Below are 23,367 nucleotides of genomic sequence, written 5' to 3' on the forward strand. Positions count from 1 at the left end.
TCACGGAATGGTGCCGTTTGCGCGCGCTCTGGCTGCCACTAGCTGTAACCGGCGTTGAGTGCCGTGTCGGCACCATCGGCGCCGCGCGCTTTCACGCGATACGTTATTTGCCGGTGAACTGCGGCGCGCGTTTGGCAAGGAATGCTGCGATGCCTTCGCGCGCGTCGTCGGTTCGCGTGGCCCGGGAGAACAATGCGGCCTCTGCGCGCAGGCCGGCATCCAGATCCAGCCGCGTTGCAGACAAGACCGCCTCGCGCGCCAGATGGACGGCGGAAGGCCGGCCTGCCGAGACGTCGGCCAGGTGCGCCTTGCCGACAGCGGCCGGGTCGCCGCCCTCGATCAGCCGGTCGACCAGGCCAATCTCCAGTGCCTCGTCTGCGGCGATCATTCGGCCGGTGATAATCAGATCCAGCGCCCGGGTTGTGCCGACCAGCCGTGGCAGCCGTTGCGTCCCGCCATAGCCCGGGATCAAGCCGAGCTTGATCTCCGGCAGCCCAAGTTTCGCGCCGGCCAACGCCACCCGGTAGCTGCATGCCATGGCGAGTTCCAGACCGCCCCCCAGTGCCGCGCCACGGATGACCGCAACACTGGGCATGCTCAGCGCAGCCAGTTTCGAAAGCACCAGTTGCCCGAACACCGAACCATCCAGGTGCTGCTGAGGCGTGCGGTCCTGCAATTCCGCGATGTCCGCGCCGGCGCAGAACGCACGATCGCCCCCGCCGACGATGACAACGCCGCGCACGCCGGACCGTTCAATGTCGTCAACATGGCCGGACAAGGTCTTCAGCATGTCCAGGTTCAGGGCGTTAAGCGAGGCCGGCCGATCGATCGTCAGCACGGCCAGCTCGCCGTCATAGCGCAGGCCGATGGTCATGCCTGGCCTCCATCCGGCTTCTTCCGCTTGCCTTCATAGACTTCGCGAAAACGCGGCTTGCGCTTTTCGAGGAACGCGCGTACGCCCTCCTGCGATTCGTCAGTCTCGTAGTACAGCGCGAGTGCCTGCATACCCAGCCCGCCGATGCCGCGGATCGAATCGGTGTCGGCATTGAACGAACGCTTGGCAATGGCCAGTGCCGTGGGGCTCATGGCCAGGATTTCCTGGCACCACTTGTCGACTTCCGCGTCGAGCTGGTCGTGCGGCACGACGGCATTCACCAGACCCATGTTCAGGGCTTCCGCCGCGGTGTAGCGCCGGCACAGGAACCAGATCTCGCGTGCCCGCTTCTCACCCACGACACGCGACAGCAACGCCGTGCCAAATCCTGGGTCGACCGAACCGACCTTCGGCCCCACCTGGCCCAGCTGCGCAGTATCGGAGGCAATTGCCAGATCACAGCACGTGACCAGCACATTGCCGCCGCCAATGGCATAACCGTTGACGCGTGCAATCACCGGTTTCGGGCATTCGCGGATCATGCCTTGCAGTTCCTCCACAGGCAGGCCGATCACGCCGCGCCCGTCGTAGCCGCCGTCATGCGCCGACTGGTCGCCACCGGTGCAGAACGCCTTGTCGCCGGCACCCGTCAGTACGACCACGCCAACGGACTTGTCCCACGATGCGGCGTTCAGGGCATCAATCAGCTCGTCGCAAGTCTTCCCGCGAAACGCGTTGTATTTCTCCGGGCGGTTGATCGTGATGCGCGCCACGCCCGCACGCACTTCATAAAGGATATCGGTGTATCGGTTCATGGTGTGTGCTTGCCTTTAGCCGTGCATGGTCAGGCCACCGGACACGCTGATGACCTGGCCGGTGATGAAGTTCGCGTCGTCGCTCGCGAGGAAGCTGACAATGCCAGGAATGTCAGCGGGCTGCCCGAGCCGATTGAACGGGATGGCGCGCTTCAGGCCTTCATAGATCTTCTGGCCGTATTCGCCTTCGCCGAGAAACGACTGCAGCAGTGCTGTGTCGGTGGGACCGGGGCACACCACGTTGACGTTGATATTGTTGCGGGCACATTCGCGTGCAATGGTCTTACTGAAGGCAATGACGCCGCCCTTGCATGCCGAGTAGACCGATTCGCCCGACGAGCCCACGCGGCCGGCGTCGGACGAGATATTGACGATCTTGCCCTGCTTCGCCTTTACCATCCACGGCAACACAGCGTGGTGCAGGTTCAGCGGCCCCACCAGGTTGATGGCGATTACCTTGTTCCAGAACTCCGGTGTCGTCTCGAGAAACTTCGCCGCCACGTCCCAGCCGGCGTTGTTGACCAGCGCGTCGATGCCGCCGAGCTCTTGCGCAACGGTGTCGATCGCCGCCGTCACGGCGCCATGGTCGGTAATGTCGACCTTGACCGCCGTGACGCCCGAGCCGGTGTGCTTGAGCGACGTGCTGAGTTGCTCCAGCGCATCGGCATTGACATCAACGGCGACCACGCGCGCACCTTCTTCGCAAAACCGCTGGCACAGCGCCTTGCCAATCCCACCGGCCGCACCGGTGATGACGACCACCTTGTCGTTCAGACCTCGCATACTGCAATCTCCTGAGTGAATTCGTGACTAAGTCCGGCTGGCTACCGCCGCGGCGGCCAGCTTGCGCAGGACAAATTTCTGAAGCTTGCCGGTCGCCGTGCGCGGCAGCGTTTCAAAGACGATGTGGCGCGGCGTCTTGAAGCCAGGCAGCCGCTCGCGGCAATACCGGATCACATCTTCCGAACTCAGTGCCCCCGCGAACTGTGGCTTCAACTCCAGCAGCGCGCACGGAACTTCGCCCCATTTGGCGTCGGGCACCGCCACCACGGCTGCAGTCTGGACGGCCGGGTGCGTGTACAGCACCTCTTCGACCTCGAGCGAAGAGATGTTCTCGCCGCCGGAAATGATGATGTCCTTGGCTCGATCCTTGATCTCGATATAGCCGTCGCCGTGCACCACGGCGAGGTCGCCGCTGTGGTACCAGCCACCGGCAAACGCTTCCGCCGTCGCCTCGGGGTTCTTCAGATAGCCTTTCATGGCCAGGTTGCCGCGGAACATCACTTCGCCCATGGTCTGGCCATCACGAGGCACCGGTGCAAACGAGGGGTCGACCACTACCATGTCTTCCATCACCACGCTGCGTACGCCTTGCCGGGACAGATGCGCGAAGAAGCCATCCTCGCCTTCCTCGCGCCACTCCTGCTGCAACTGGCACAACGTGTTGACGCCGTGCATCTCGGTCATGCCGTATACGTGCAGCAAGGAAAAGCCGAGTGCTGACACCTTGCGCAGCACCGCCGTCGGCGGCGATGCCCCCGCGCACATGATCCGGATCGGCCGAGTAGGCTTGACCCAGTTGGCCGGTTTGCCATCCACGAGGAAATCGAGCACGGTCGGCGCGCAGGCGAAATGCGTCACGCCGTGCGCCTCGATGGCTGCGTAGATGTCGTCGGCCACCACCTTGCGCAGGCAGATGCTCGTGCCCCCCATCGCCGCCATGGCCCACGCGAAGCACCACCCGTTGCAGTGGAACAGCGGCAGCGTCCATAGGTAGACGGGGTTGCTGCCAGGCATCTCGGCATTGATAGACTGGCCCAACGCGTTCAGGTAGGCACCGCGGTGGTGGTAGACCACGCCCTTGGGATTTCCGGTGGTGCCCGACGTATAGTTCAGGGCAATGGCATTCCACTCGTCGGCCGGATAGCGCAGGGCAGTGTCAGGCGCTGCAGTCTCCAGGAAGGTGTCGTAGTCAATCTCGCCGAGGTGCTCGTCGCAGCCGGATGCTGGATCGATGATGTCGACGATCCGGATCTCGCGGCCGGACTGGCTGACGGCCTCGCGCGCGGCGGCGGCAAACTGGCTGTCGACGAACAGCAGCCGGGTCTCGGAGTGCTGGAGAATAAAGGCAATGGCCGGTGCGTCGAGGCGGATATTGATGCAGTTCAGCACGGCGCCGGACAGCGGCACGCCGAAGTGCGCCTCAAGCATTTCGGGAATATTCGGCGCAATGATCGATACCGTGTCGCCGCGCTCGATGCCCGCCGCGATCAGTGCCCTGGCCAGGGCGTAGCAGCGCTGCGCATACTGCCGCCAGGTGTAGCGACGGTCGCGATAGATCACGGCGGCACGCTCCGGGAACACGTCCGCGGCGCGCTTGAGGAAATACAGGGGCGTCAGGGGTTGAAAATTTGCCTGGCACTTTTCCAGGCCTTGGTCGTATTTGGTGGGCACGAGCGTCTCCTGCGGGAAATCTGGCGGGGCGGTGGGTGAAGGCGGAAACTCACAGGGTGACAGCGAGCCGGGTGGCCTGGTCGATGGCGCGCAGCGCGTCAAGCTCGCTGGCGACGTCGGCGCCCCCGATCAGGCGGGGCTTAAGACCACGTGCCACCAGCTGGTCGTACAGCGTGCGGTTTGAGTTCTGGCCGGCGCACAAGACGACGTGATCGACGGGGAGTAAATGCGGCTTGCCCTGGACCGTGTAATGCAGGCCCTCGTCATCGATGGCGTCATAGGTCGCGCCCGCCGTCATGGCGACATTGGCCTTGCGCAGCCTGGCCTTCAGGATCCATCCGGTGGACTTGCCCAGGCGCTTGCCGAGGGGCTCGTCCTTGCGCTGGAACATGAAGACGCTGCGGCGCGGCGCGTCCGGCTCGGCCGCCGCGGTCAGGCCTCCCGGCGTGGTGCTCCGCGGATCGACGCCCCACGCGCGGAAGAAGGCCTGCGGATCGAGCGATTCCTCGGCATCGCCAAGCAGGAATTCGGCAACGTCGAAGCCGATCCCACCTGCGCCGATGATGGCCACACGCTGGCCGGGCGTGACCTTGCCGCTCAGCACGTCGAGATAGGACACGGCCTTGGGATGATCGACGCCGGCGAAGGCCGGCACACGCGGCGACACGCCCGTGGCCAGCACGATCTCATCGAACCCACCTGTGGCAAGCGCCTCGGGCGTGGCGGCCTCGCCCAGCCGCAGCGTGACCTTCAGCTTGTCCAGTCTAACGCGGAAATAGCGCAGCATCTCGTGGAACTCGGCCTTGCCTGGGACCATCTTGGCGAGATTGAGCTGACCGCCAAGCTGGGCGTCCGTTTCGAATAGCGTCACGCAGTGGCCGCGTTCCGTGGCGTTAATCGCAAACGCCATCCCGGCCGGCCCGCCCCCCACGACGGCGATCCGCTTCGGGGCGGACACGATCCCAATGGGAAATTCGATTTCCCTGCCGGCGCGCGGATTGACGAGGCACGTCGCGGTGCGCTCGGTGAAAATGCGGTCGAGGCAAGCTTGGTTGCAAGCAATACAGGTATTGATCTCTTCGGGGATGCCAAGCCGTGCTTTGCGGGCGAATTCTGGATCGGCCAGCAGCGGCCGTGCCATGGACACCAGATCGGCAACGCCCGCAGCGATCACCTGTTCCGCGGCTCCGGGCGAATTGATCCGGTTCGAAGCCATGACCGGAATGCTCACCGCCTGCTTGACGTTCTTCACCGCCTCGCTCCACGCCGCCCGCGGCACGGTGGCCGCAATGGTCGGCACGGCTGACTCATGCCAGCCCACACCGGTGTTGATCAAGTCCGCGCCAGCTGCTTCGACCTGCCTGGCGAATTCGGCCACCTCCTCACCGGTCATGCCACCTTCGACCAGGTCGATCGCGGAGATCCGGTAGACCAGCATCGGATCGCGGCCGATCCGCTCGCGCACCGCGCGTACGACCTCGAGCGGGAAGCGGATGCGCGCTTCAAAGCTGCCGCCGAAGGCATCGTCACGCCGGTTGGTCGGCGCGGCGGTGAACTCGTTGATCAGGTATCCCTCCGACCCCATGATCTCGACGCCGTCATAGCCGGCTTCGACCGCCAGCGCCGCGGTATGGGCAAAGTCAGCGATCGTCCGCCATACCTCATCCGTGGTGAGCGCGTGCGGCGAGAAGGTATTGATGCGCGCCTTGCCCGGCGACGGGGCCACGCACTCCGGCACCTTGGCATAACGGCCGGCATGCAGGATCTGCAGCACGATCTTGCCGCCCGCCTCATGCACGGCGCTGGTCACGGCCCGATGCTCGTCAAGCTGATCGACGCTGTTGAAAAGCGGCCCGCCCGCCTCCATCACCCCTTCCGGATTCGGCGAGAAGCCGCCGCTCAGGATCAGGCCGATCTCGCCCTCGGCGCGCGCCGCATAGAAGGCAGCAAGGCGCTCGCGCGGCCGGTCAAGGGTCTCCAGCCGCGTATGCATCGCGCCCATCACCATCCGGTTTGGAATGACGTGGTTACCTATCGCCAGCGGCGTCAGGATCTTGTCGAGTGTCTCCATGGGTTTCCTCGTTGTTCTGTACTTGCGTGAACACATACTAGGCACTCCACGAATATACGTCAAGTACTTGATATATATTTACGTGAAAACTCCGTGTTGCCCGAACAATCGCGCAATCTACATGTCATATATTGCTGAAGCAGCATTTATCCGACGCAAACGGCATAGCGGCGCGGAGGTGCACATGGCCGTAGAATGTCGCCATCGCGCCTCCCCAGCCGCGTGATCCGCAACCCGAGCCATGACCGATTCCGACCCCTCCTATGACCAGTCCGTCTCGTCCGTCCACAACCGCCTGTTCTTCCGGCTATTTCAGGCAGGCAACACGCTGGACCGGCAGACCATCAAGTACTTGGGCATCACGACGGTGCAGTGGTCAGTCCTGGGCGCGCTGACGCGGCCGCAAGCCGCGCAAGGCATGTCGTTCTCGGAACTGGCCGAGTACCTCGTGGTCAGCCGGCAAAGCCTAGATGGCGTGCTCAAGCGCCTGGAGCGCGACGAACACGTGGTGCGGGTGGCTGACACCGTGGACCGGCGCGCCAAGAATGTGATGCTGACCCCGAAGGGACGCGCGTTTTGGTCCAGTCTGCAGCCCAAGATCTATGAGTTCTATCGCCAGGCTCTGGTGAGCTTCCGGTTCGACGATAAGGTCTCACTGGTGCACTTTCTGAACCAGCTCAATGGGGGCATGGCCGCTGTCCACCTCGACAGCGTCGGAGACGTCGCCGTTCAAGACGCCGAAGCTGCACAGCCCCTGGAGAAGAAGACCTCATCTCGGATTTTGTAGGCAGGCCCGGCGCCTGAAGACAGTCCGAAACGGTGATCTCTTGTACTGAGTTGCGGTCGGATACGCCCGTACCCATCGACGCGCCATGGGTCCCCAAAATGGCGTAAGGCACCGCGCCATGCGTTCTCGCACGCCGGGCCGCAGCCAGCAAGTGACATGGTCGGAGTCGTATGCCGTGTGCACTTTTGCACAGTTTTAACTTGAATACTTAGGGGTAAACACCGCTCGTCCGCGTCTTGGCAATCGATCCTCATCGCCCTATGATTTATCACATGATCACTTATCGAGTGATAATTATATGGAGGCAAAGATGGGAATCACAAAGTTGGCCCACTATTCAATCCGCACGACCGATCTGGAACGTTCGTGCGCATTCTACGAACGCGTCCTTGGGTTTCAGCGCGGCTATCGCCCGCCCTTCGCCTTCCCGGGAGCGTGGCTCTACATGGGGGACGACGAAGGGGACTTCGGAACTGTCCACATTATTGGCGTCGATCCCGGCAATCTCTCTGGTTTGACAGCTTACCTTGGTGACAAGGCGCTGCCGGAGACCGGAACCGGCACTGTCGACCATATTGCCTTCCTAGCCAAGGGCGTAGCCGCAATGTGGCAAACGCTGCAAGCCGAGGGCATCCCCTGGCGGGACCGCACGGTCCCCAGCCTGGGACTTCACCAGCTTTTCATCGAGGACCCCTCGGGCGTCACGATCGAACTCAACTATTCCGCAGAAGAGGTAGCGGGCCTGACCGCGCCACCGCAAAAGCAAGCCGACGCAGGAGCCACAGCATGAACGCCGCACAACCATCGCCACGCAAGGCCATCGTGATCGGAGGGTCCGTGGGCGGGCTGTTTGCCGCAAACCTCCTTTCGCGTGCCGGTTGGGAAGTGGAGATTTTCGAGCGTACTCCCGAGGCACTGACCGGGCGAGGCGCCGGCATTGTCACGCACCCGGAACTGTTCGAGGCCCTGGCCGCGGCCGGTGTGACCGTGGACGACAGTATCGGCGTGTCAGTCAATACCCGCGTCACGCTGGCGCGCGACGGCAGCGCCGTTTCCGATCGCGAACTGCCGCAGACGCTGACAGCCTGGGGAAAAATGTACGAGGTACTGGGCAAGGCCTTTGCCGGCAAGTATCGCACCAGCGCGAATGTGACGGGGGTGGCTACGCACCCCGATCATGCCGAGGTCACGCTTCAGGATGGCTCGACGTATCGCGCGGACATGGTAATTGCCGCGGATGGCTTCCGATCAGGCGTGCGGGAACAGCTGCTGCCATCGGCGCAACTCGAATACGCTGGCTACATCGCGTGGCGCGGTCTCGTCGACGAAACCGGCCTCACTCCAGCCACTCATGGCGCGATCTTCGATAAGTTCGCGTTCTGCCTGCCACCGCGAGAACAAATCCTCGGTTACCCGGTCGCCGGTGACCGCAATAGCACAGCCCCCGGCGAGCGGCGCTTCAATTTCGTTTGGTATCGCGCCACCTGCGAAGATGAGTTGGCTGATCTGTTGACCGACGCACAGGGCAAGTGCTGGTCTAGCGGCATCCCTCCGGCATTGATCCGCGCTGACGTGCTTGCCGACATGGAGAGCGCTGCGGCCGAACTGCTCGCGCCCCAGTTTGCCGAGGTTGTGGCGCGGACGCCCCAACCGCTGTTCCAGCCGATCTATGACCTGACCGTCTCGCGCATGTCCTTCGGGCGCATTGCCCTGCTTGGCGACGCCGCATTCGTGGCGCGCCCGCATTGCGGCATGGGCGTGACGAAAGCTGCAGGTGATGCCATCGCGCTCGTCCGCGCTTTGGACACATCCGCCACCGTTGAAGCAGGCCTTGAGACCTACAGCGCGGAGCGGGTACAGGTGGGCCAGGCAATCGTCGAGCATGCCCGCCACCTGGGTGCCTACATGCAGGCGCAGCTGAAGAGCGATGAGGACCGTGCCATGGCCGAGCGCTACCGGACGCCGGAAGCCGTCATGCGAGAGACCGCCGTGTCGCGTCGCTTCTGACAACATCAACATTAGGAGACAACCATGCCTCAAGTCGCCCCCCCATCTGGTTCGCTAGGCGCGCCATATGGCGTCCACCGTGCTGTCGACGACATCGATCCACCGCTGACTCCGCACCCGATGCTCGAACGCTCCGACTTCGAGCACCTTCAACGCGCTCGCCGTCGTTTCTCGTGGTCACTTACCGCAGTGATGCTGCTCGCCTACTTTGGCTTCATCCTGACGCTGGCGTTTCGCCCGGATCTGCTTGCCCTACCGCTGGTGACCGGACAGCCCATGAGCGTCGGTATTCCGGTCGGCTTCGGCATGTTTGCCTTCACGTTTGCCCTGGTAGCCGTCTACGTCTACCGCACCAACACTGTTTACGATCGCATGATCGCGGAAGTTCGCGCCGGAGCACAGTCATGAACCGCTTCCTCCTTGCAGTCATCGCGCTTGCGATGGCCACCCCGGCCATGGCCGCAACTCCTCCGGTGGGCCAGGGACTGAATGTCATCGCCATCGCAATGTTCCTGGTATTTGTCGTTGCTACGCTTGGTGTCACGCGATGGGCAGCCAAGCGCAACAACAGCGTCGCTGATCACTATGCCGCCGGCGGCAAGATCACGGCGATGCAAAATGGCTGGGCTATCGCGGGCGACTACATGTCCGCCGCGTCATTGCTCGGCATCTCGGCACTCGTGTTCACTAGTGGCTACGATGGACTGATCTACTCGATCGGCTTCCTGGCGAGCTGGCCGATCATCCTGTTCCTGATTGCCGAGCCGCTGCGCAACCTCGGACGCTACACGTTAGCCGATGTGCTGTCGTACCGGCTTCGGCAACGTCCAATTCGCGCCTTCTCGGCATCGAGTTCCATCGTGATCGTGCTGCTATACCTCGTCTCGCAGATGGTGGGTGCGGGCAAGCTCGTGGAACTGCTGTTCGGCTTTAGCTACACTTCGGCGGTGGTGCTTGTCGGGGTACTGATGGTGGTGTACGTGTTCTTCGGCGGCATGCTGGCGACAACGTGGATCCAGATCATCAAGGCGGTCATGCTGCTGGCCGGCTGCGCCTTCATGGCGTTCATGGTGATGAGCCGCTTCGGCTTCAGCCTGAACAGCCTGTTCGACCACGCGATTGCAGCCCATGGCAAGCAGCAGGCAATCATGCGCCCAGGCGGGCTGGTGTCCGATCCGGTCTCGGCGGTTTCGCTCGGGTTGGCACTGATCTTCGGCACGGCAGGCCTGCCGCACATCCTGATGCGGTTTTTCACGGTTAGCAACGTCAAAGCGGCGCGCAAGAGCGTGCTTTACGCAACCGGCATTGTCGGCATGGGCTACGCGCTCATCATCGTGATCGGCTTCGGCACAATTGCATTGGTAGCGAAGGATCCCCTGTACCACAACAGCACTGGCGCGGTCATCGGCGGCGTCAACATGGTGGCCGTGCACCTTTCTCATGCGGTGGGCGGCAATGTCTTCCTGGGATTCATCTGCGCGGTCGCCTTTTCGACGATCCTTGCAGTGGTGGCAGGACTGACGTTGGCCGGTTCCTCGGCAATCTCCCACGACCTCTATGCCACGGTGATTCGCCAGGGCCAAGCGTCGGACAAGGACGAGATGCGGATCTCGCGCATCACCACGCTGGTGCTGGGCGTACTGTCGATCCTGCTTGGCATCTTGTTCGAGAAGCAGACCATCGCGTTCATCGTCAGCCTCACGTTCTCGATCGCGGCAAGCTCCAATTTTCCGGTTCTGCTGCTCTCGATCTACTGGCGTGGTCTGACTACACGCGGCGCCGTCATTGGCGGCATGATAGGCCTGGTCACGGCCGTGGTGCTGACGATCCTCAGCCCAACGGTGTGGGTACAGGTGCTAGGCCACCCGTCCGCGATTTATCCGTATGAGTATCCGGCACTGTTCTCGATGCTGGTGGCCTTCGCGGGGATCTACCTGTTTTCTGTCATCGACCGCTCGGCGCGTGGCGTGTGGGAGCGTAATGCGTACCAGAACCAGCGCGTTGACTGCGAATTAGGCATCCTTGCGAAGTCTGGAAGCTGACGGCGCCTTCCGGTGTCACCCCGAGGCGGCGGCCCGCGACTGGCCTGCCGCCTGTTTCCATTTATCGGGCGATTGGTAGAATCGGGACATTCGAACAGAAGGACCGAGAGACAGCCATGGAGTCACGCGCCACAACGACCGGGGACGTCGCCGCCAACAAGTCCACCCGCAGGTTGCTGCCGGAGGAACGGGAGCAGCAGATCGTCGAGAAGGCCATCGAACATTTCACGCGTAATGGGTTCGGTGGAAGCACGCGTGAGCTGGCTCGTCAGATTGGCGTCACCCAGCCCCTGCTTTACCGGTACTTCGAGAGCAAGGATGCGTTGATCGAGCGTGTCTACAACGAGGTCTTCCAGTGGCGCCCGGACTGGGAGCGACAGATCACGGACCGGTCCCTGCCGCTGGTCGAGCGACTCCACGCCTTTTATCTCGACTATTCGTCGGTGATTCTTCGTGAGGAGTGGATCCGGCTCTTCATTTTTGCCGGCCTGACGCACGAAGGTATTAACAACAAATATCTCAGCAAGCTACGGACCAAGGTATTCCTTCCGGTCCTGGCCGAGATACGGGAAGCTTTCGGCATCCCCGTCCCGCGCAATGCCACCGAAACGGACGCCGAGATCGAGATGATCTGGAGCCTTCATGCTGCCATTTTCTACATTGGCGTTCGCAAATGGGTCTATGGTCTGAAAGTGCCTACCGATCTGGAAGCGCTAATCCGCCAGAAAGTCGACTTGTTCCTGTATGGAGCACCCGCAGCGATGGAGAAAATTCGAGGCCAGAAAGCCTGAAACGCCTTCTCCGTGCCTTGTTGACCCTTTGCCGGTCTTATTGGGGAATCTGTGGACCGTGTGACGGGCACATTAACCCGTTTATTGCCGGGCGGGAATCAATGATACTTCCCGCATCGACATACACGGGACAAGCGTCATGTCAGCCCACTCGACTACCCTGCAGCAATCCCAACACGCCAAAGCACCGGCAAGCGTGCATTCGTTTTCCGATGAGAGCGGCCACACGTCGCTTCCGCATCCCCATCTGCAACAGCATCCTGGCTACCAGCGCCTGTTCCGGCCTGGGGCCCTGACGGTCGGCCTTATCCTTCCACTGGAAACACATCCGGGCAAGCCGGCGCCGACCATGGCAGACCACGTGGAGATGGCGCAACGCGCCGAAGCTCTTGGCTTTGGCGCGCTATGGATGCGAGACGTGCCGTTTTACGATCCTGCCTACGGCGATGTCGCTCAGATCTTCGAGCCGATGGTTTATATAGGCTACCTGGCGGCAGCGACGACCCGCATCACCCTCGGCACCACGGGGATCGTTCTTCCGACCCGGGAACCGATGTATCTCGCCAAGCAGGCGACTTCACTTGATCAACTTAGCGGCGGTCGGCTGGTGCTCGGCCTTTCTTCGGGAGATCGCGAGAGCGACTACCCGATGCTCGGCATCGACTACGAATCCCGTGGCGACCGCTATCGCGACGCTTACACAGTCTTTCGTACGTTGGCGGAACAGCGCTTTCCCAGCTTCCGCTCGACGCGCTTCGGTGGGTCTCCCGGAACGCTTGATCTCGTACCCAAAGCCCCGTACGGCCGCGTCCCCTCCATCGCCGTAGGCCAGGCGCAGCAGAGCATGGATTGGCTAGCTCAGAATGTCGACGGTCTGCTGACAGGCTCCCCGCCGGTCGACAGGCTGACCGAGTTCGGCGCGCAGTGGCGGGTGCAGGTGCGCGCGGCCGCCGGCACCGACTTGTTCAAGCCAATCGGAATCGGCGGCTTCTTCGATCTCGGCACGAACCCTGACATGCCTTTCCAGCGGATGCCGGGCGGCTTTCGCGCAGGGCGCAATGGCTTGCGCGCCTACCTGGAGCAGGCTCAGGCCGCGGGTGTGTCGCATGTTGCGCTCAACCCCAAGGTCAGCCGGCAGCCTTACAAGGAAATCCTGGAGGAGCTTGCCGAGTACGTGTTGTCCGATTTTCCCTCACATGTCTGATGCAGTCGGCCCATGGCTTTTGCCTTAGGGCACGACAAGGAACAGTTCCATGTCAGCACTCTTTGATCCCTTCCAGCTTGGCAGGCTGACGCTGCGAAATCGCATCGTCATGGCGCCGATGACGAGGGCACGCGCCGCCGATACGGTGCCGACCGAGCAGATGGCGCTCTACTACGCGCAACGCGCCAGCGCTGGCCTGATCATTACCGAAAGCGCACAGGTTTCGGCGCAGGGACGCGGCTACCTCGGCACTCCGGGAATTCATACTCAGGCACAGACCGACGGTTGGAGGCGCGTTACGGACGCCATTCACACCGCAGGCGGGCATGTCTTCGTACAGCTCTGGCACGTCGGCAGGGTCTCGCATACCTCCTTGCAGGAAGGCGGGCGTCAGCCAGTTGGCCCTGTGGCGATTCCGGCCGCTAACACAACAGTGCGGGCCTACGATCAGCAAAGACGCCCTGCACAGGTACCAGTGAGCACGCCAGCTCAACTGGATGCAGATGGTATCCGCCAGATTGTTGCTGACTTTCGCGACGCTGCGCGTAACGCCATGCGGGCCGGCTTCGATGGCGTGGAAATCCACGCCGGTAACGGCTTTCTCTTCGAGCAGTTCATCAATGGGAGGCTTAACACGCGTAACGACCAGTATGGCGGTGCCGCGGTCGACAACCGGCTGCGTCTGCTTCTTGAAACGATCGACTCGGTCGCACAGGAGATTGGCAGCCAACGTGTTGGCGTGCGCGTTTCTCCGTTTGCGCGCCTCTACGACCTGCATCCGTTCGACGGCGAGGAAGAGACCTGGCTCGCCTTGGCCAAAGCGCTATCTCAGCGCGGTCTCGCATACGTTCATGCCAGTCACCTGGGTTCGGCTACGTTTCAGCAGGCATTCCGCGCAGCCTATCGCGGAATGCTGATGCTAGCAGGTGGCTTCACTGCGGAGTCTGCTAAGCGTGCCATCGACGATAACCAAATCGATCTCGCCGTGTTCGGCCGACCGTTCGTTGCCAACCCGGACCTCGTTGCCCGGATGTATCACGGCTGGCCGCTCGCAGAGGCGGGCGAGGAAGCCTTGTACGGCGGCGGTGCCCACGGGTACACCGACTATCCGCCTTTCAACGTCGCCACAGAGGATGTGGCGACGGTCTGAAGCAATTGGAGCAAGAATGACAGCACTCTCAGTACTGGACCTCGTGATGATCGGCGAGGGCAAGCGGCTTGCCGATGCACTCGATGCGTCGCGACAACTGGCCCGCCACGTGGAAAATCATGGTTACAAGCGCTACTGGATTGCGGAGCACCACGATATGCCCGGCATCGGATCTGCCGCCACGCCCCTGATCATTGGAGACATCGCCTCGGCGACGTCGTCCATTCGCGTCGGATCGGGGGGCATCATGCTGCCGAATCATGCCCCGCTCGTGGTGGCGGAACAATTCGGCACCCTCAACACGCTGCACCCGGGCCGAATCGACCTCGGCGTCGGTCGCGCGCCTGGCAGTGGCGGCGCCACTGTCCGTGCCCTGCGCCGAGGCGCGCCGGAGCGCGACTTCGCACAAGACGTCATGGAGATGATGGACTACCTTGCCGACAACGGCAGGCAGCCCGTACGCGCGGGACATGAGCCGAATGATGTGCCCGTCTGGATTCTCGGATCCAGCCTCTATGGTGCCGACCTGGCGGCCAAGTTGGGGTTGCCCTACGCGTTTGCGTCGCATTTTGCCCCACGCTATCTTCACCACGCCATCGCCCACTATCGCCAGAATTTCCGACCATCGCTGCACTACTCGGCGCCTTACGTCATGGTGGGCGTGAACGTTTTTGCGGCCGACACAAATGACGAAGCGGAGTTCCTGGCCTCGTCCCACCAACAGTGGATGCTCAATTTGCACATGGGGCGCACTGGACTGCTACCACGTCCGGTGGAAGGGTATGTGAAAAACCTCCCCGATCACGAGCGTGACGTCCTCAACCAGGTGTTAGCGTGCACGGTCGCCGGGGATAAGGCCAAGGTGGGCGCGTGGATGCATGAGCTTGTCAAACGGACCGGCGCGGACGAACTGATGATCGACTGCCGGATTTTCGACGCGGGCGCACGCCTTCGCTCGCATCAGTATGCAGCCGAGTCGCTGCGGGGCGCCCTTGTCGACTAGACGGCATCAGATGTACAAGGAGGACGCGGGGCGATACTTCCTCGCCCCGCTTGCTTGTCGATCAGGTCAGGCGCTGAACCATCCGGGCACGTATTCCATCCATTCGATCAGCCATGGCTCTGCATCATGGCGACGCAAGCGAATTTGGTAGTGCGCACCTAGCAAGCGCGAGCCGTCCGCTTGCTGGGTCTTTCCTGGCATCAATCTGCCAATCCACAACCGTGCCGTGCCCTGCTCGCTGTCAATCTCTATCTTCAGTGGGGTGCCATAGTGTTGCATCCATGGCCAAGGAAAACGAAACGCCTTGAGTGTCCCCACCACCTCTCTACGCCCGCGCAGATGGCCCATTGGTGTAAGAACCGCTTGCGCATCTTCGCTAAAGCAACCCGCGAGCAGAGAGAAATCTCCTTGATCCAGAGCCCAGGCGTATCGATACCACGTCTCAACCACTGCATATTGATCCGATTCCGCTGCATGTAGGTCGGTACGAGTCCAGGGAGAATCCATCTCGCTGACGATCGTTGCAACGCGATCGCCCGGCTGCCATGCGCGGTCCTGGACGGGCAACGTCCAATCCGTCAGTAGCGCTGCATTGCCTTGAACCCAGTTGATCTGCATCCGGATGTCATGAATCAGGGGAATGTTTTCGTGGACGCACGTCATCAATGTCACGAATCCTCCGAATAGCGCGGCACTGGAATTGGGAGCTTCATGATCGCGCACCTCGCCGAAGAAATAGGCACTCATCACCCCTTCCCGGCCGCTAAACCGCACCACCTCATTCGAGCCAGTGATATGGACAATCCGGCGGTCGCGAGAATCGACTGCCAGCATCGTGGCCACCGCTTCTCGCCCGCGCGCGTCGCCGCGGTGGCTGGATTGGAAATGCACCGCGGGGCTAAACAGTGTATGGACATCGCCAACATTCTCACCGGACCAATAGTCAAGGAACGCTGTCAGGGTGGCTTCCAGACGATCACGTAGAACTGCAGGGGGATGCATGCTTCAACTCCTAATCGGTGCGCAGCTTTGGCTATCGAAGGCCGGCGAGCGCGCATATGGACAGGCGGCAAGATTAGTCGGATGATTCGGGACGTGCGGTCCCATATCCCGGAATCGAAACACCCAAGCGCGAACGCGAATACGACAAACGAATGGAACTCAACCGGATTGGAGACATTGCCGCATTCGTGGCGGCGGTCAAGACTGGCAGCTTTACCGCTGCCGCAGCCTCACTGGGGCTGACCCGTTCGGCCATCGGCAAGAGCGTCGTCCGGCTGGAAGCCAGGTTTGGCGTGCGCTTGTTGAATCGGACCACGCGCCAACTGAGCCTGACGGACGAAGGGCGAATCATGTATGAGCGTTGCCGCCAGATTATCGAGGATCTCGAGGATGTAGATGCCACCATGGCCATGCGCAGAAGCAAGCCAACGGGGACGCTACGATTGACGGCGCCGTTGTCATTCGGCCAGCGGCACATCCTGCCAGTGCTGGACATCTTCCTCAAGCAATGGCCCGAACTTCGCGCCGATATCTCCTTCACGGACCGCTTTGTCGATCTGGTAGACGAAGGCTTCGACATTGCTATACGTATCGGAGAACCGAAGGACGATTCCGCAATTCTGACGCGAACCATCGGAACGCAACGATTTCTGACCTGCGCTTCCCCCGATTATCTCGCCAGACGGGGCACGCCACAAACGCCACAGGCGCTGCATGAGCATGACATCATCACGCTGCGTAGCGCGGATCGCCCTCGAGCATGGCACTTTGACACGCCGGACGGCCATTACGTATTCGACACCCAGGGTCGCCTGAGCATCGATAGTTCGGAAGCCATGCGTGCAGCTGCCCTTGCCGGGTTCGGGATCGTGCAGTTGCCCACGTATATTACTGGCGACGCACTGCGCAGCGGGGCCCTGATTCCAGTCCTGGAAGAGTTTGTGCCAGCACCGGATCCTATCCGGATCATCTACCCGAGCAAGCGTCATCTGTCGCCCAGGATTCGTACCTTTATCGACCTCCTGGTCGAAAGCTGGAAGGATGGTCAACCGTGGGAGCAGCGCTGACAACGGATAGATGATTGGGTCCCCGGCGGACCATATCCTGGTACGGAAGACGGCTTTATCCGGTCTGCGCTTTCTTTCAGACTTCGTTCTTCGCAACGCCTGCGTTCGTCCATCCACAACGACATGGCGGTATGCAAACCGGAGAACGTATCCATGCCCAGTCTTTTCGACCCATTCAAGCTCGGCGCCATCGAGCTCGCCAACCGTGTCGTCATGGCACCGCTCACCCGTTCGCGGGCCGACGCCAACGACGTGCCTTCCGCGCTGATGGCGCAATACTACGCACAACGTGCGGGTGCCGGACTCATCATCTCCGAAGCGATCAACGTCACTCGGAACTCGCAGTCGTTTGAACGCTCGCCAGGCATCTACAGCGACCAACAGACCGAAGGCTGGCGCCGTGTGGTGGACGGCATTCACCAGCACGGCGGCCGCATCGTGGCCCAGCTCTGGCATACCGGCCGCGCCAGTTCCTTTGCCATTCTCAACGGTAAGGCTCCCGTTTCGCCGTCGGCCGTCAACGACGATCTGCATCTCCTCCATGTTTGGGGGCAGTTGGAAAATGGCGTCTACACCAAGATCCATGCCACGCCCTCGCGCGCAATGACCACCGAGGAAGTCCGGGCCACCGTCCAGGAATACCGTCGTGCCGCCGAAAACGCGAAGGCCGCTGGCTTCGATGGACTTGAAATTCATGCTGCCAACGGCTATCTGCCGCATCAGTTTCTGTCTCCCGGTACCAACCAGCGCGATGACCAATACGGCGGCTCGCTGGAAAACCGGACGCGTTTCTTGCGGGAGATCATCGAGCAGGTGTCGGAAGTATTTCCGCTCGACCGCATCGGCGTTCGGATCTCACCGTTTGCTGACTATAACAACGTACGCGATCCCGATCCGGCGCCGACGTACCGGTATGTCGCCGCCATGGTGCAGGAGTTCGGAATGGCTTATCTGCACGTTGCCGACACAAATGGGTGGTTCGACCGTCACGACTTGCCGCGCATTCTGGAGATCGTCCGCCCAGCTTACTCCGGCGCACTAATTGTCAATGGCGGCATCGACGGCGATAAGGCGAAGCAGCTCGTCGCCGCAGGAACCGCGGATGTTGTGGCCTTCGGCCGGGCCTTTATTGCGAACCCTGACCTGGTTTCGCGCTTGAAAGACAACGTCCCGCTCGCCCAGGCGTCTATGGAACACTGGTACGGTGGATCTGCAAAGGGCTATACCGACTATCCGGCCTATGGAGCTTGAGAGCCGACCACAGGGTAAATACCTAGATAGTTGAGTCTGCAGCGTACAGACGCATCTGCTACAGTTTATCGACCGATCACTGATCGGTCGATAAGTATATGGCGGAAGACAACTCGGTCGATCCGCCTCGACCGAATAACTGGAGACCTCGCATGGCTATGATGAAAGCCACCGTATTCGTCGAACCGGGGCGCATTGCGCTTGAAGACAAGCCGATTCCCGACATCGGGCCCACGGATGCCCTGATTCGCATTACGACGACCACAATCTGCGGCACTGACATTCATATCCTGAAGGGCGAATACCCTGTGCGCAGCGGACTGACCCTGGGGCACGAACCAATCGGCATCATCGAAAAGCTTGGTTCCCAAGTCACGGGTTACCAGGAAGGACAGCGCGTGCTGTGTGCAGCAGTGACTCCGTGCGGCCAGTGTTCGTCCTGCCTAATGGGATTCCATTCCCAGTGCGGCAGCCAAGCCCCCAATGGCTGGAAAGTGGCGGGAGGTTGGAAGATTGGCAACTATCTGGACGGCTGCCAGGCGGAGTATTTCGTTGTGCCAGACGCTCAGGCAAACCTTGCACTGATTCCCGACCATCTGAGCGATGAGGACGTACTCCTGATTCCGGACATCGTCAGCACCGGTTTTTCCGCTGCCGAGTCCGCAGGCATCAAGATTGGCGATGTCGTTGTTGTCATAGCCCAAGGTCCGATCGGCCTGTGTGCCACTGCGGGCGCGCGGCTCCAGGGCGCCGGCCTGGTGATCGCAGTAGACCCGGTCGAAGCACGACTCGAGAAAGCCAGGTCGATGGGCGCTGACGTCCTTCTTAATCCCAAAGAATGCGATGTGCTGGGCGAGGTAATGAAACTTACGAATGGCGTGGGAGCCGACGTGGCCCTGGAGTGCCTCGGCCGCGATGAGACCATGGCGACCTGCGTCAACGTGACACGTCCCGGCGGTACCGTGTCTAGCGTTGGCATCTATTCGAAGGATATTCCTGTCCCTCTGGACGGCTTTGGCGCCGGCCTTGCCAACAAGCGAATCGTTACCTCGACATGCCCAGGCGGCAAAGAGCGCATGCGTCGGCTACTCAACGTGACTTCTAGCCAGCGCATCAAGCTAGACCATTTGGTCACGCACACCTATCCGCTTGATGACGTGGTCGCTGCCTACGAGTTGTTCGGCCATCAACGCGATGGTGTCGTCAAGCTGGCACTGAAGCCTTGAGTAGAGCTTGATATCGCCGACGTAGGCCGTCCACCAAGATAAGGGGAATCCGCTATCACAAGGAGCCGTCTTCGGTATTGACGCGTGAATAATGGGCCGCTATCCACCCCGGTAAAACTCCATGCTTTGTCCCGGATTGACCACCCGCCGTAGCCAGTCCGGCATCTCACTGGTCCCTTGCCAGATCTGCACCGCGGCCTTGCGGTGGCAGACCAAGAGCGGTGCTTGTGGGGGTGGGGGGGTGGATCAAAGCACCCTGCGCCCGCGGTTCCTCCATGGTCAGGTCGTAGTCGCCATCTGCGCCTGGATCCAGAGGGATCGCGGCCGCTGGCTCAATCTTCGTTGTCATCGTTGCTGTTGCTAGCTTTGCTGGCTTCCTGGTGGTCACCAGGCAGCGCCAATGCCTCCTGCTGAGTACGGCTTTGCCTCGGCGCGCTGGGCCCCGCGCGTCGTCGCGGCCAATTCCTACCGCACCGCTTCCCGGTCGACGGCAGCCTGCCGCTGTGCCGGATCGGCGGCCGCGAGCTGCTCGGTGAGCTGCGCTGCTGGCGTTCAGCGATACCAGCGATGAACGCTGACGGCAAAGAGCAGGATAGCTGCCTTGCACGGTTGGGCCCATCCAGAATCCTGCCACGCGGTGTAAAAAAGGAGGACTATACCTATCAATATCAAGCACGGTTCGCCGATGACCTCTCCGTACTATCCGAGGCTCCGGCCGTCTTCACCGATTTGCTCGGTCTCATCCAGGCCAACGACAAGAATCACTACGACGCCATGATGAAGATTATCTAGCCGCTGTCCAACTCCGACGACTATCTCACCCTGACGGACCCCGGCTTTCTGAAGACGACAGATGAACGGTCGGCCGAGCTAATCGACACTGTTGTCACATTGGCCCGCGACGCGCTCGGCGACGGCGAAGGTGGGATCAATCGCCGCGCATTGACTTCCCTGAAAAGGGAGTGCGAGGGCCAACGAAGCGGGCAGTGCACGTATGATCCCACGATCAAGCCAGTTGCCATCACGACCAGCCATGGCCAGGTGGTCTTCGATTTCTGACCTACCAAGTATGAGGGGCGAGCGATGCTCGTCCCAGCTGGCCGTGCCTTGTTGCCGCTTCGTCTTAGCTAAGTTACTGCCGCCTCCCGGAGATCCACTGCCCGTGCTGATCTGTTCAGCGATTCATGAAATGGTGCAGGCGATCACCCCGCAGCCGTCAAAAGGCTTTCGCCCGTTGGCGCCGGGCCGCTCTACACCGACAGACGGAAAGGCAGGGATGGGTCGCCCTCGCCCATTTCCATATTCTCGTCATTTCAGAAGGAACCTTAAGCGGAACTCCAGCAAATCTCTGAAGCGCGACGGGCTCGTTATCCACCCGTTGCGAACAACTTGCGCACTCTCGACAAGGTCGTCACGATGCAACTGAAAATGCTTGTCGCATACGGCCATGAGCGTTGCAGACTGTATGGGAAACCGGGGCCTTAGAATCATGGCGGCAAGCCTGAAGACGTTCGCGTCGCGCTTGTTCAAAGAGGTCGCAACGCCGCGCAGAGCGACGTCGACGCACCGTTCAATGATCTCCAGGTCCTCGGTTCTGGATGGCATGTCGTTCCAGATCTGTCAGATACGATATGCACCTACGGCGAAGTTGTCTACTGGACCCTGCGACGCTAGTAGCAGGCTGCTGAAATACTCCCCCCGGTTGACCATAATTTCTCCAACAGTGATCGCGGCTTCTACTACTAACTTCGGAAGCTGGGATCCTGCTTAGGCTATGTATTTCGACTCGGCTGGAGATGAGATTAGATCGCCTCATCCCCCCATTCTGATCTGATTGACTCTACATATCGGCGCGTGGCTGATGCCTGGTTCCTCCAAAGGCCAAAGGCATCTACTGGCTCCACCGTCACCCGACGGGTGCGAACATAGGCTTGGATTGCATCGAGAATCACTTTTTCGCGCGTCGTCTGCTCTGATCTCGCTATATCAGCGACTCGTGCGTAAAGTTCCTCGGTTAGCTCAATCATCAATTTCGTCATACGTCCCGGCTTCAAGGTCAGCGGGCGTTCCTTCTTAGGTTAATCAAAAGGAGCCTCTTCTCTTCGTTGAAGTAAACCACCGAATCGTGCCTTTTACTGCGCAGGATTCGAAAACCGTAAACTTCCAAATCGCTGTCTTGCTACTGAGTGCCCTTATCGCCGCGTCGGACAAGCAGCGCAGTGCCTCATCGTACGCTCGTGCCGAGCGTGCTGCCATATAAAGCATATGCGGCCAGCCATCGCTTATGGGACCTCGTTGTGTTGGGGGCACATGCTCCAGGCGTTAATATTGTGCACCATACGTCGCACTGTAGTGCATGCCTTGTCCGTGTCACCGCGAGCGACCTAAAATCAACCATAAGAGGTTGACTCGTTCAACCCGATGTGGTTGAATTTGATTTGCGCACTAAGGGGACTTTCATGCTTACAAGCTTCGGCCGATTCCTCCGGGATCTCCGGAACCAGCACACTGAACTCATGAAGGACATGGCTGACACCCTTCAGGTCTCAGTTGCCTTTTTGTCAGCAGTCGAGACCGGTAAAAAGAGCATCCCGGCAGGGTGGAGCAACCTGATCGCTACGGCGTACCGCTTGCCCCCCAAAGAAGTGAAGGCCATGAATCAAGCTATCGACGAGTCTGCTCGCAGCGTGACGATCGACCTGACGAACCAAAGTGAAGAGCGTCGCGGCCTGGCTGTCGCGCTCGCTCGTCGCTTTGGTGACCTTTCGGACGACGAGATGGCGACGCTGAAACAGGCGATGCTGCTGCTCAAGCCGCGTGGGGACAAGAAATAATGCACAACTTCCGTGCCACCCCACAGAGCAGGACGGACATTCGTGCCACTGCGATGCAGTTGCGGCAGTCGCTGGGACTGACCCATCAGCTGTGGTTTCCGGCCCTCGAGGTCGTAGAGTTGGTCATGCCGAAGCTCGACAAGGAGTACTACTTCCAAGTAGCCACCCACGAAGAGCTTGGCTCTTCGCATGGCCTCACGATACGTGACGGGGACGAAGTTTCGATCATGCTGCGGGAGGACATCTATGAGCGTGCGTATGCCCATGAAGGGCGGGACCGTGGAACCGTCGCGCATGAGCTAGGCCACTACCTGATGCACGCTCGCTCTCCTGCATTGCACAGGAATTTTGGCGGGGCCCTGAAGTCTTTCGAGGATCCGGAATGGCAGGCGAAGTGCTTCCAGGGTGAGCTGCTTGTCCCGCGGCACTTGGTGACGGGCATGAGCCCCTATGACGTGGCGCGTCAATGCGGGGTTTCGATGGACGCCGCGGAGTATCAGCTCAAACTGTACGCCGCTGGCAAATAAAAAGCGCACTTGCGAGTTGCAGCTCGACAAGGCGCCCTGGGAAAAAGAGAGCCGAACAAAAGCCTCCAGCTTTCTCTTTGTGCATATGATTGTGTGCGACCGGTATTCTATGTACGGATATCGGATCAATCAAGGCCAAAGTTCATCTTCGAGGCGAAATCACTACGGAGGGTTCCGTTATGTTCATCCCGAACGAACGCCCCAAAGTCGTCCGTGTGTGCGCCTATACGAGGGTACGGTGTGGCCGTCCTGAGTTCGTGTG

The 23,367-nt window shown here is 60.9% G+C and carries 21 protein-coding genes; 15 read left to right on the forward strand and 6 right to left on the reverse strand.

All coding sequences use genetic code 11. The annotated features are described in order from the left end of the window. Nucleotides 1-103: 103 nt before the first annotated feature. The 5 genes from LIN44_RS22400 to LIN44_RS22420 are packed head-to-tail and all read right to left on the reverse strand — an operon-like array spanning nucleotide 104 to nucleotide 6,214. Entirely contained in the window at nucleotides 104-874 is a 771-nt protein-coding gene (locus LIN44_RS22400; RefSeq protein WP_227314484.1) for an enoyl-CoA hydratase-related protein, read from the reverse strand. Next, a complete protein-coding gene (gene badI / locus LIN44_RS22405) occupies nucleotides 871-1,689 on the reverse strand; it encodes a 2-ketocyclohexanecarboxyl-CoA hydrolase (RefSeq protein WP_227314485.1) in 819 nt (272 codons plus the stop codon). Before badI ends, LIN44_RS22400 begins: the two co-directional genes overlap by 4 nt. Before the next feature lie 15 nt (nucleotides 1,690-1,704). Beyond that, complete coding sequence (locus LIN44_RS22410; RefSeq protein ID WP_227314486.1) at nucleotides 1,705-2,472, reverse strand: glucose 1-dehydrogenase; 768 nt, start codon at nucleotides 2,470-2,472, stop codon at nucleotides 1,705-1,707. Nucleotides 2,473-2,499: 27 nt separating this feature from the next. Further along, the gene (locus tag LIN44_RS22415) at nucleotides 2,500-4,143 is read right to left on the reverse strand and encodes an AMP-binding protein (protein ID WP_227314487.1); all 1,644 of its coding nucleotides are present in this window, start codon (nucleotides 4,141-4,143) and stop codon (nucleotides 2,500-2,502) included. A 49-nt stretch (nucleotides 4,144-4,192) separates the two neighbouring features. After that, nucleotides 4,193-6,214 (reverse strand): NADPH-dependent 2,4-dienoyl-CoA reductase, encoded by a 2,022-nt coding sequence (locus LIN44_RS22420; RefSeq protein WP_227314488.1) that lies wholly within the window; start codon nucleotides 6,212-6,214, stop codon nucleotides 4,193-4,195. A 241-nt stretch (nucleotides 6,215-6,455) separates the two neighbouring features. On the opposite strand from LIN44_RS22420, the gene LIN44_RS22425 reads away from it, so the two are divergent. The 9 genes from LIN44_RS22425 to LIN44_RS22465 all read left to right on the forward strand — a co-directional run bounded on the left by LIN44_RS22425 (nucleotide 6,456) and on the right by LIN44_RS22465 (nucleotide 15,198). Further along, nucleotides 6,456-7,001: a MarR family winged helix-turn-helix transcriptional regulator gene (locus tag LIN44_RS22425; protein ID WP_227314489.1), complete on the forward strand. Its 546-nt coding sequence runs from the start codon at nucleotides 6,456-6,458 to the stop codon at nucleotides 6,999-7,001. Nucleotides 7,002-7,311: 310 nt separating this feature from the next. Beyond that, nucleotides 7,312-7,791 carry a VOC family protein gene (locus LIN44_RS22430; RefSeq protein WP_227314490.1) on the forward strand — a complete coding sequence of 160 codons (480 nt, stop codon included), beginning with the start codon at nucleotides 7,312-7,314 and terminating at the stop codon, nucleotides 7,789-7,791. Continuing rightward, nucleotides 7,788-9,008: an FAD binding domain-containing protein gene (locus LIN44_RS22435; protein ID WP_227314491.1), complete on the forward strand. Its 1,221-nt coding sequence runs from the start codon at nucleotides 7,788-7,790 to the stop codon at nucleotides 9,006-9,008. Before LIN44_RS22430 ends, LIN44_RS22435 begins: the two co-directional genes overlap by 4 nt. A 24-nt stretch (nucleotides 9,009-9,032) precedes the next feature. Beyond that, nucleotides 9,033-9,416 (forward strand): DUF485 domain-containing protein, encoded by a 384-nt coding sequence (locus tag LIN44_RS22440; RefSeq protein ID WP_227314492.1) that lies wholly within the window; start codon nucleotides 9,033-9,035, stop codon nucleotides 9,414-9,416. After that, the gene (locus LIN44_RS22445) at nucleotides 9,413-11,050 is read left to right on the forward strand and encodes a cation acetate symporter (protein ID WP_227314493.1); all 1,638 of its coding nucleotides are present in this window, start codon (nucleotides 9,413-9,415) and stop codon (nucleotides 11,048-11,050) included. Before LIN44_RS22440 ends, LIN44_RS22445 begins: the two co-directional genes overlap by 4 nt. A 116-nt stretch (nucleotides 11,051-11,166) precedes the next feature. Continuing rightward, nucleotides 11,167-11,841 carry a TetR/AcrR family transcriptional regulator gene (locus tag LIN44_RS22450; RefSeq protein WP_227314494.1) on the forward strand — a complete coding sequence of 225 codons (675 nt, stop codon included), beginning with the start codon at nucleotides 11,167-11,169 and terminating at the stop codon, nucleotides 11,839-11,841. Nucleotides 11,842-11,980: 139 nt separating this feature from the next. Continuing rightward, nucleotides 11,981-13,045 carry an LLM class oxidoreductase gene (locus tag LIN44_RS22455; protein ID WP_227314495.1) on the forward strand — a complete coding sequence of 355 codons (1,065 nt, stop codon included), beginning with the start codon at nucleotides 11,981-11,983 and terminating at the stop codon, nucleotides 13,043-13,045. A 49-nt stretch (nucleotides 13,046-13,094) separates the two neighbouring features. Then, nucleotides 13,095-14,195, forward strand: coding sequence for an alkene reductase (locus LIN44_RS22460; protein WP_227314496.1), 1,101 nt, complete (start codon nucleotides 13,095-13,097; stop codon nucleotides 14,193-14,195). A 16-nt stretch (nucleotides 14,196-14,211) separates the two neighbouring features. Further along, nucleotides 14,212-15,198, forward strand: coding sequence for an LLM class flavin-dependent oxidoreductase (locus LIN44_RS22465; RefSeq protein WP_227314497.1), 987 nt, complete (start codon nucleotides 14,212-14,214; stop codon nucleotides 15,196-15,198). 66 nt (nucleotides 15,199-15,264) lie between these two features. Here the strand turns inward: LIN44_RS22465 and LIN44_RS22470 are convergent, their stop codons facing one another. Beyond that, nucleotides 15,265-16,200, reverse strand: a complete 936-nt coding sequence (locus LIN44_RS22470; protein WP_227314498.1) for a nuclear transport factor 2 family protein — start codon at nucleotides 16,198-16,200, stop codon at nucleotides 15,265-15,267. A 152-nt stretch (nucleotides 16,201-16,352) separates the two neighbouring features. Between LIN44_RS22470 and LIN44_RS22475 the strand changes: the two genes are divergently transcribed. The 6 genes from LIN44_RS22475 to LIN44_RS22505 all read left to right on the forward strand — a co-directional run bounded on the left by LIN44_RS22475 (nucleotide 16,353) and on the right by LIN44_RS22505 (nucleotide 23,105). Continuing rightward, on the forward strand, nucleotides 16,353-17,267 hold the full coding sequence (locus LIN44_RS22475) for a LysR family transcriptional regulator (protein ID WP_227314499.1): 915 nt from the start codon (nucleotides 16,353-16,355) through the stop codon (nucleotides 17,265-17,267). Nucleotides 17,268-17,420: 153 nt separating this feature from the next. After that, entirely contained in the window at nucleotides 17,421-18,518 is a 1,098-nt protein-coding gene (locus LIN44_RS22480) for an alkene reductase (protein WP_227314500.1), read from the forward strand. Between the two features lie 152 nt (nucleotides 18,519-18,670). Continuing rightward, nucleotides 18,671-19,744, forward strand: coding sequence for an alcohol dehydrogenase catalytic domain-containing protein (locus LIN44_RS22485; RefSeq protein ID WP_227314501.1), 1,074 nt, complete (start codon nucleotides 18,671-18,673; stop codon nucleotides 19,742-19,744). A 567-nt stretch (nucleotides 19,745-20,311) separates the two neighbouring features. Then, nucleotides 20,312-20,536: a hypothetical protein gene (locus LIN44_RS22495; RefSeq protein ID WP_227314502.1), complete on the forward strand. Its 225-nt coding sequence runs from the start codon at nucleotides 20,312-20,314 to the stop codon at nucleotides 20,534-20,536. A gap of 1,724 nt (nucleotides 20,537-22,260) precedes the next feature. After that, nucleotides 22,261-22,578: a hypothetical protein gene (locus LIN44_RS22500; protein WP_255638371.1), complete on the forward strand. Its 318-nt coding sequence runs from the start codon at nucleotides 22,261-22,263 to the stop codon at nucleotides 22,576-22,578. Between the two features lie 125 nt (nucleotides 22,579-22,703). Continuing rightward, on the forward strand, nucleotides 22,704-23,105 hold the full coding sequence (locus LIN44_RS22505; RefSeq protein ID WP_227314504.1) for an ImmA/IrrE family metallo-endopeptidase: 402 nt from the start codon (nucleotides 22,704-22,706) through the stop codon (nucleotides 23,103-23,105). Nucleotides 23,106-23,367: the final 262 nt, after the last annotated feature.

It is taken from the genome of Cupriavidus sp. MP-37 (genome assembly GCF_020618415.1).
In the GTDB taxonomy this organism is placed as follows: domain Bacteria; phylum Pseudomonadota; class Gammaproteobacteria; order Burkholderiales; family Burkholderiaceae; genus Cupriavidus.

Bases quoted from the DNA above. Each gene is read 5' to 3' on its own strand.
- LIN44_RS22400 (WP_227314484.1), bottom strand. From the start codon at position 874: ATGACCATCGGCCTGCGCTATGACGGCGAGCTGGCCGTGCTGACGATC.
- badI (WP_227314485.1), bottom strand. From the start codon at position 1,689: ATGAACCGATACACCGATATCCTTTATGAAGTGCGTGCGGGCGTGGCG.
- LIN44_RS22410 (WP_227314486.1), bottom strand. From the start codon at position 2,472: ATGCGAGGTCTGAACGACAAGGTGGTCGTCATCACCGGTGCGGCCGGT.
- LIN44_RS22420 (WP_227314488.1), bottom strand. From the start codon at position 6,214: ATGGAGACACTCGACAAGATCCTGACGCCGCTGGCGATAGGTAACCAC.
- LIN44_RS22425 (WP_227314489.1), top strand. From the start codon at position 6,456: ATGACCGATTCCGACCCCTCCTATGACCAGTCCGTCTCGTCCGTCCAC.
- LIN44_RS22430 (WP_227314490.1), top strand. From the start codon at position 7,312: ATGGGAATCACAAAGTTGGCCCACTATTCAATCCGCACGACCGATCTG.
- LIN44_RS22435 (WP_227314491.1), top strand. From the start codon at position 7,788: ATGAACGCCGCACAACCATCGCCACGCAAGGCCATCGTGATCGGAGGG.
- LIN44_RS22440 (WP_227314492.1), top strand. From the start codon at position 9,033: ATGCCTCAAGTCGCCCCCCCATCTGGTTCGCTAGGCGCGCCATATGGC.
- LIN44_RS22445 (WP_227314493.1), top strand. From the start codon at position 9,413: ATGAACCGCTTCCTCCTTGCAGTCATCGCGCTTGCGATGGCCACCCCG.
- LIN44_RS22450 (WP_227314494.1), top strand. From the start codon at position 11,167: ATGGAGTCACGCGCCACAACGACCGGGGACGTCGCCGCCAACAAGTCC.
- LIN44_RS22455 (WP_227314495.1), top strand. From the start codon at position 11,981: ATGTCAGCCCACTCGACTACCCTGCAGCAATCCCAACACGCCAAAGCA.
- LIN44_RS22460 (WP_227314496.1), top strand. From the start codon at position 13,095: ATGTCAGCACTCTTTGATCCCTTCCAGCTTGGCAGGCTGACGCTGCGA.
- LIN44_RS22465 (WP_227314497.1), top strand. From the start codon at position 14,212: ATGACAGCACTCTCAGTACTGGACCTCGTGATGATCGGCGAGGGCAAG.
- LIN44_RS22470 (WP_227314498.1), bottom strand. From the start codon at position 16,200: ATGCATCCCCCTGCAGTTCTACGTGATCGTCTGGAAGCCACCCTGACA.
- LIN44_RS22475 (WP_227314499.1), top strand. From the start codon at position 16,353: ATGGAACTCAACCGGATTGGAGACATTGCCGCATTCGTGGCGGCGGTC.
- LIN44_RS22480 (WP_227314500.1), top strand. From the start codon at position 17,421: ATGCCCAGTCTTTTCGACCCATTCAAGCTCGGCGCCATCGAGCTCGCC.
- LIN44_RS22485 (WP_227314501.1), top strand. From the start codon at position 18,671: ATGGCTATGATGAAAGCCACCGTATTCGTCGAACCGGGGCGCATTGCG.
- LIN44_RS22495 (WP_227314502.1), top strand. From the start codon at position 20,312: ATGAACGCTGACGGCAAAGAGCAGGATAGCTGCCTTGCACGGTTGGGC.
- LIN44_RS22500 (WP_255638371.1), top strand. From the start codon at position 22,261: ATGAAGGACATGGCTGACACCCTTCAGGTCTCAGTTGCCTTTTTGTCA.
- LIN44_RS22505 (WP_227314504.1), top strand. From the start codon at position 22,704: ATGCCGAAGCTCGACAAGGAGTACTACTTCCAAGTAGCCACCCACGAA.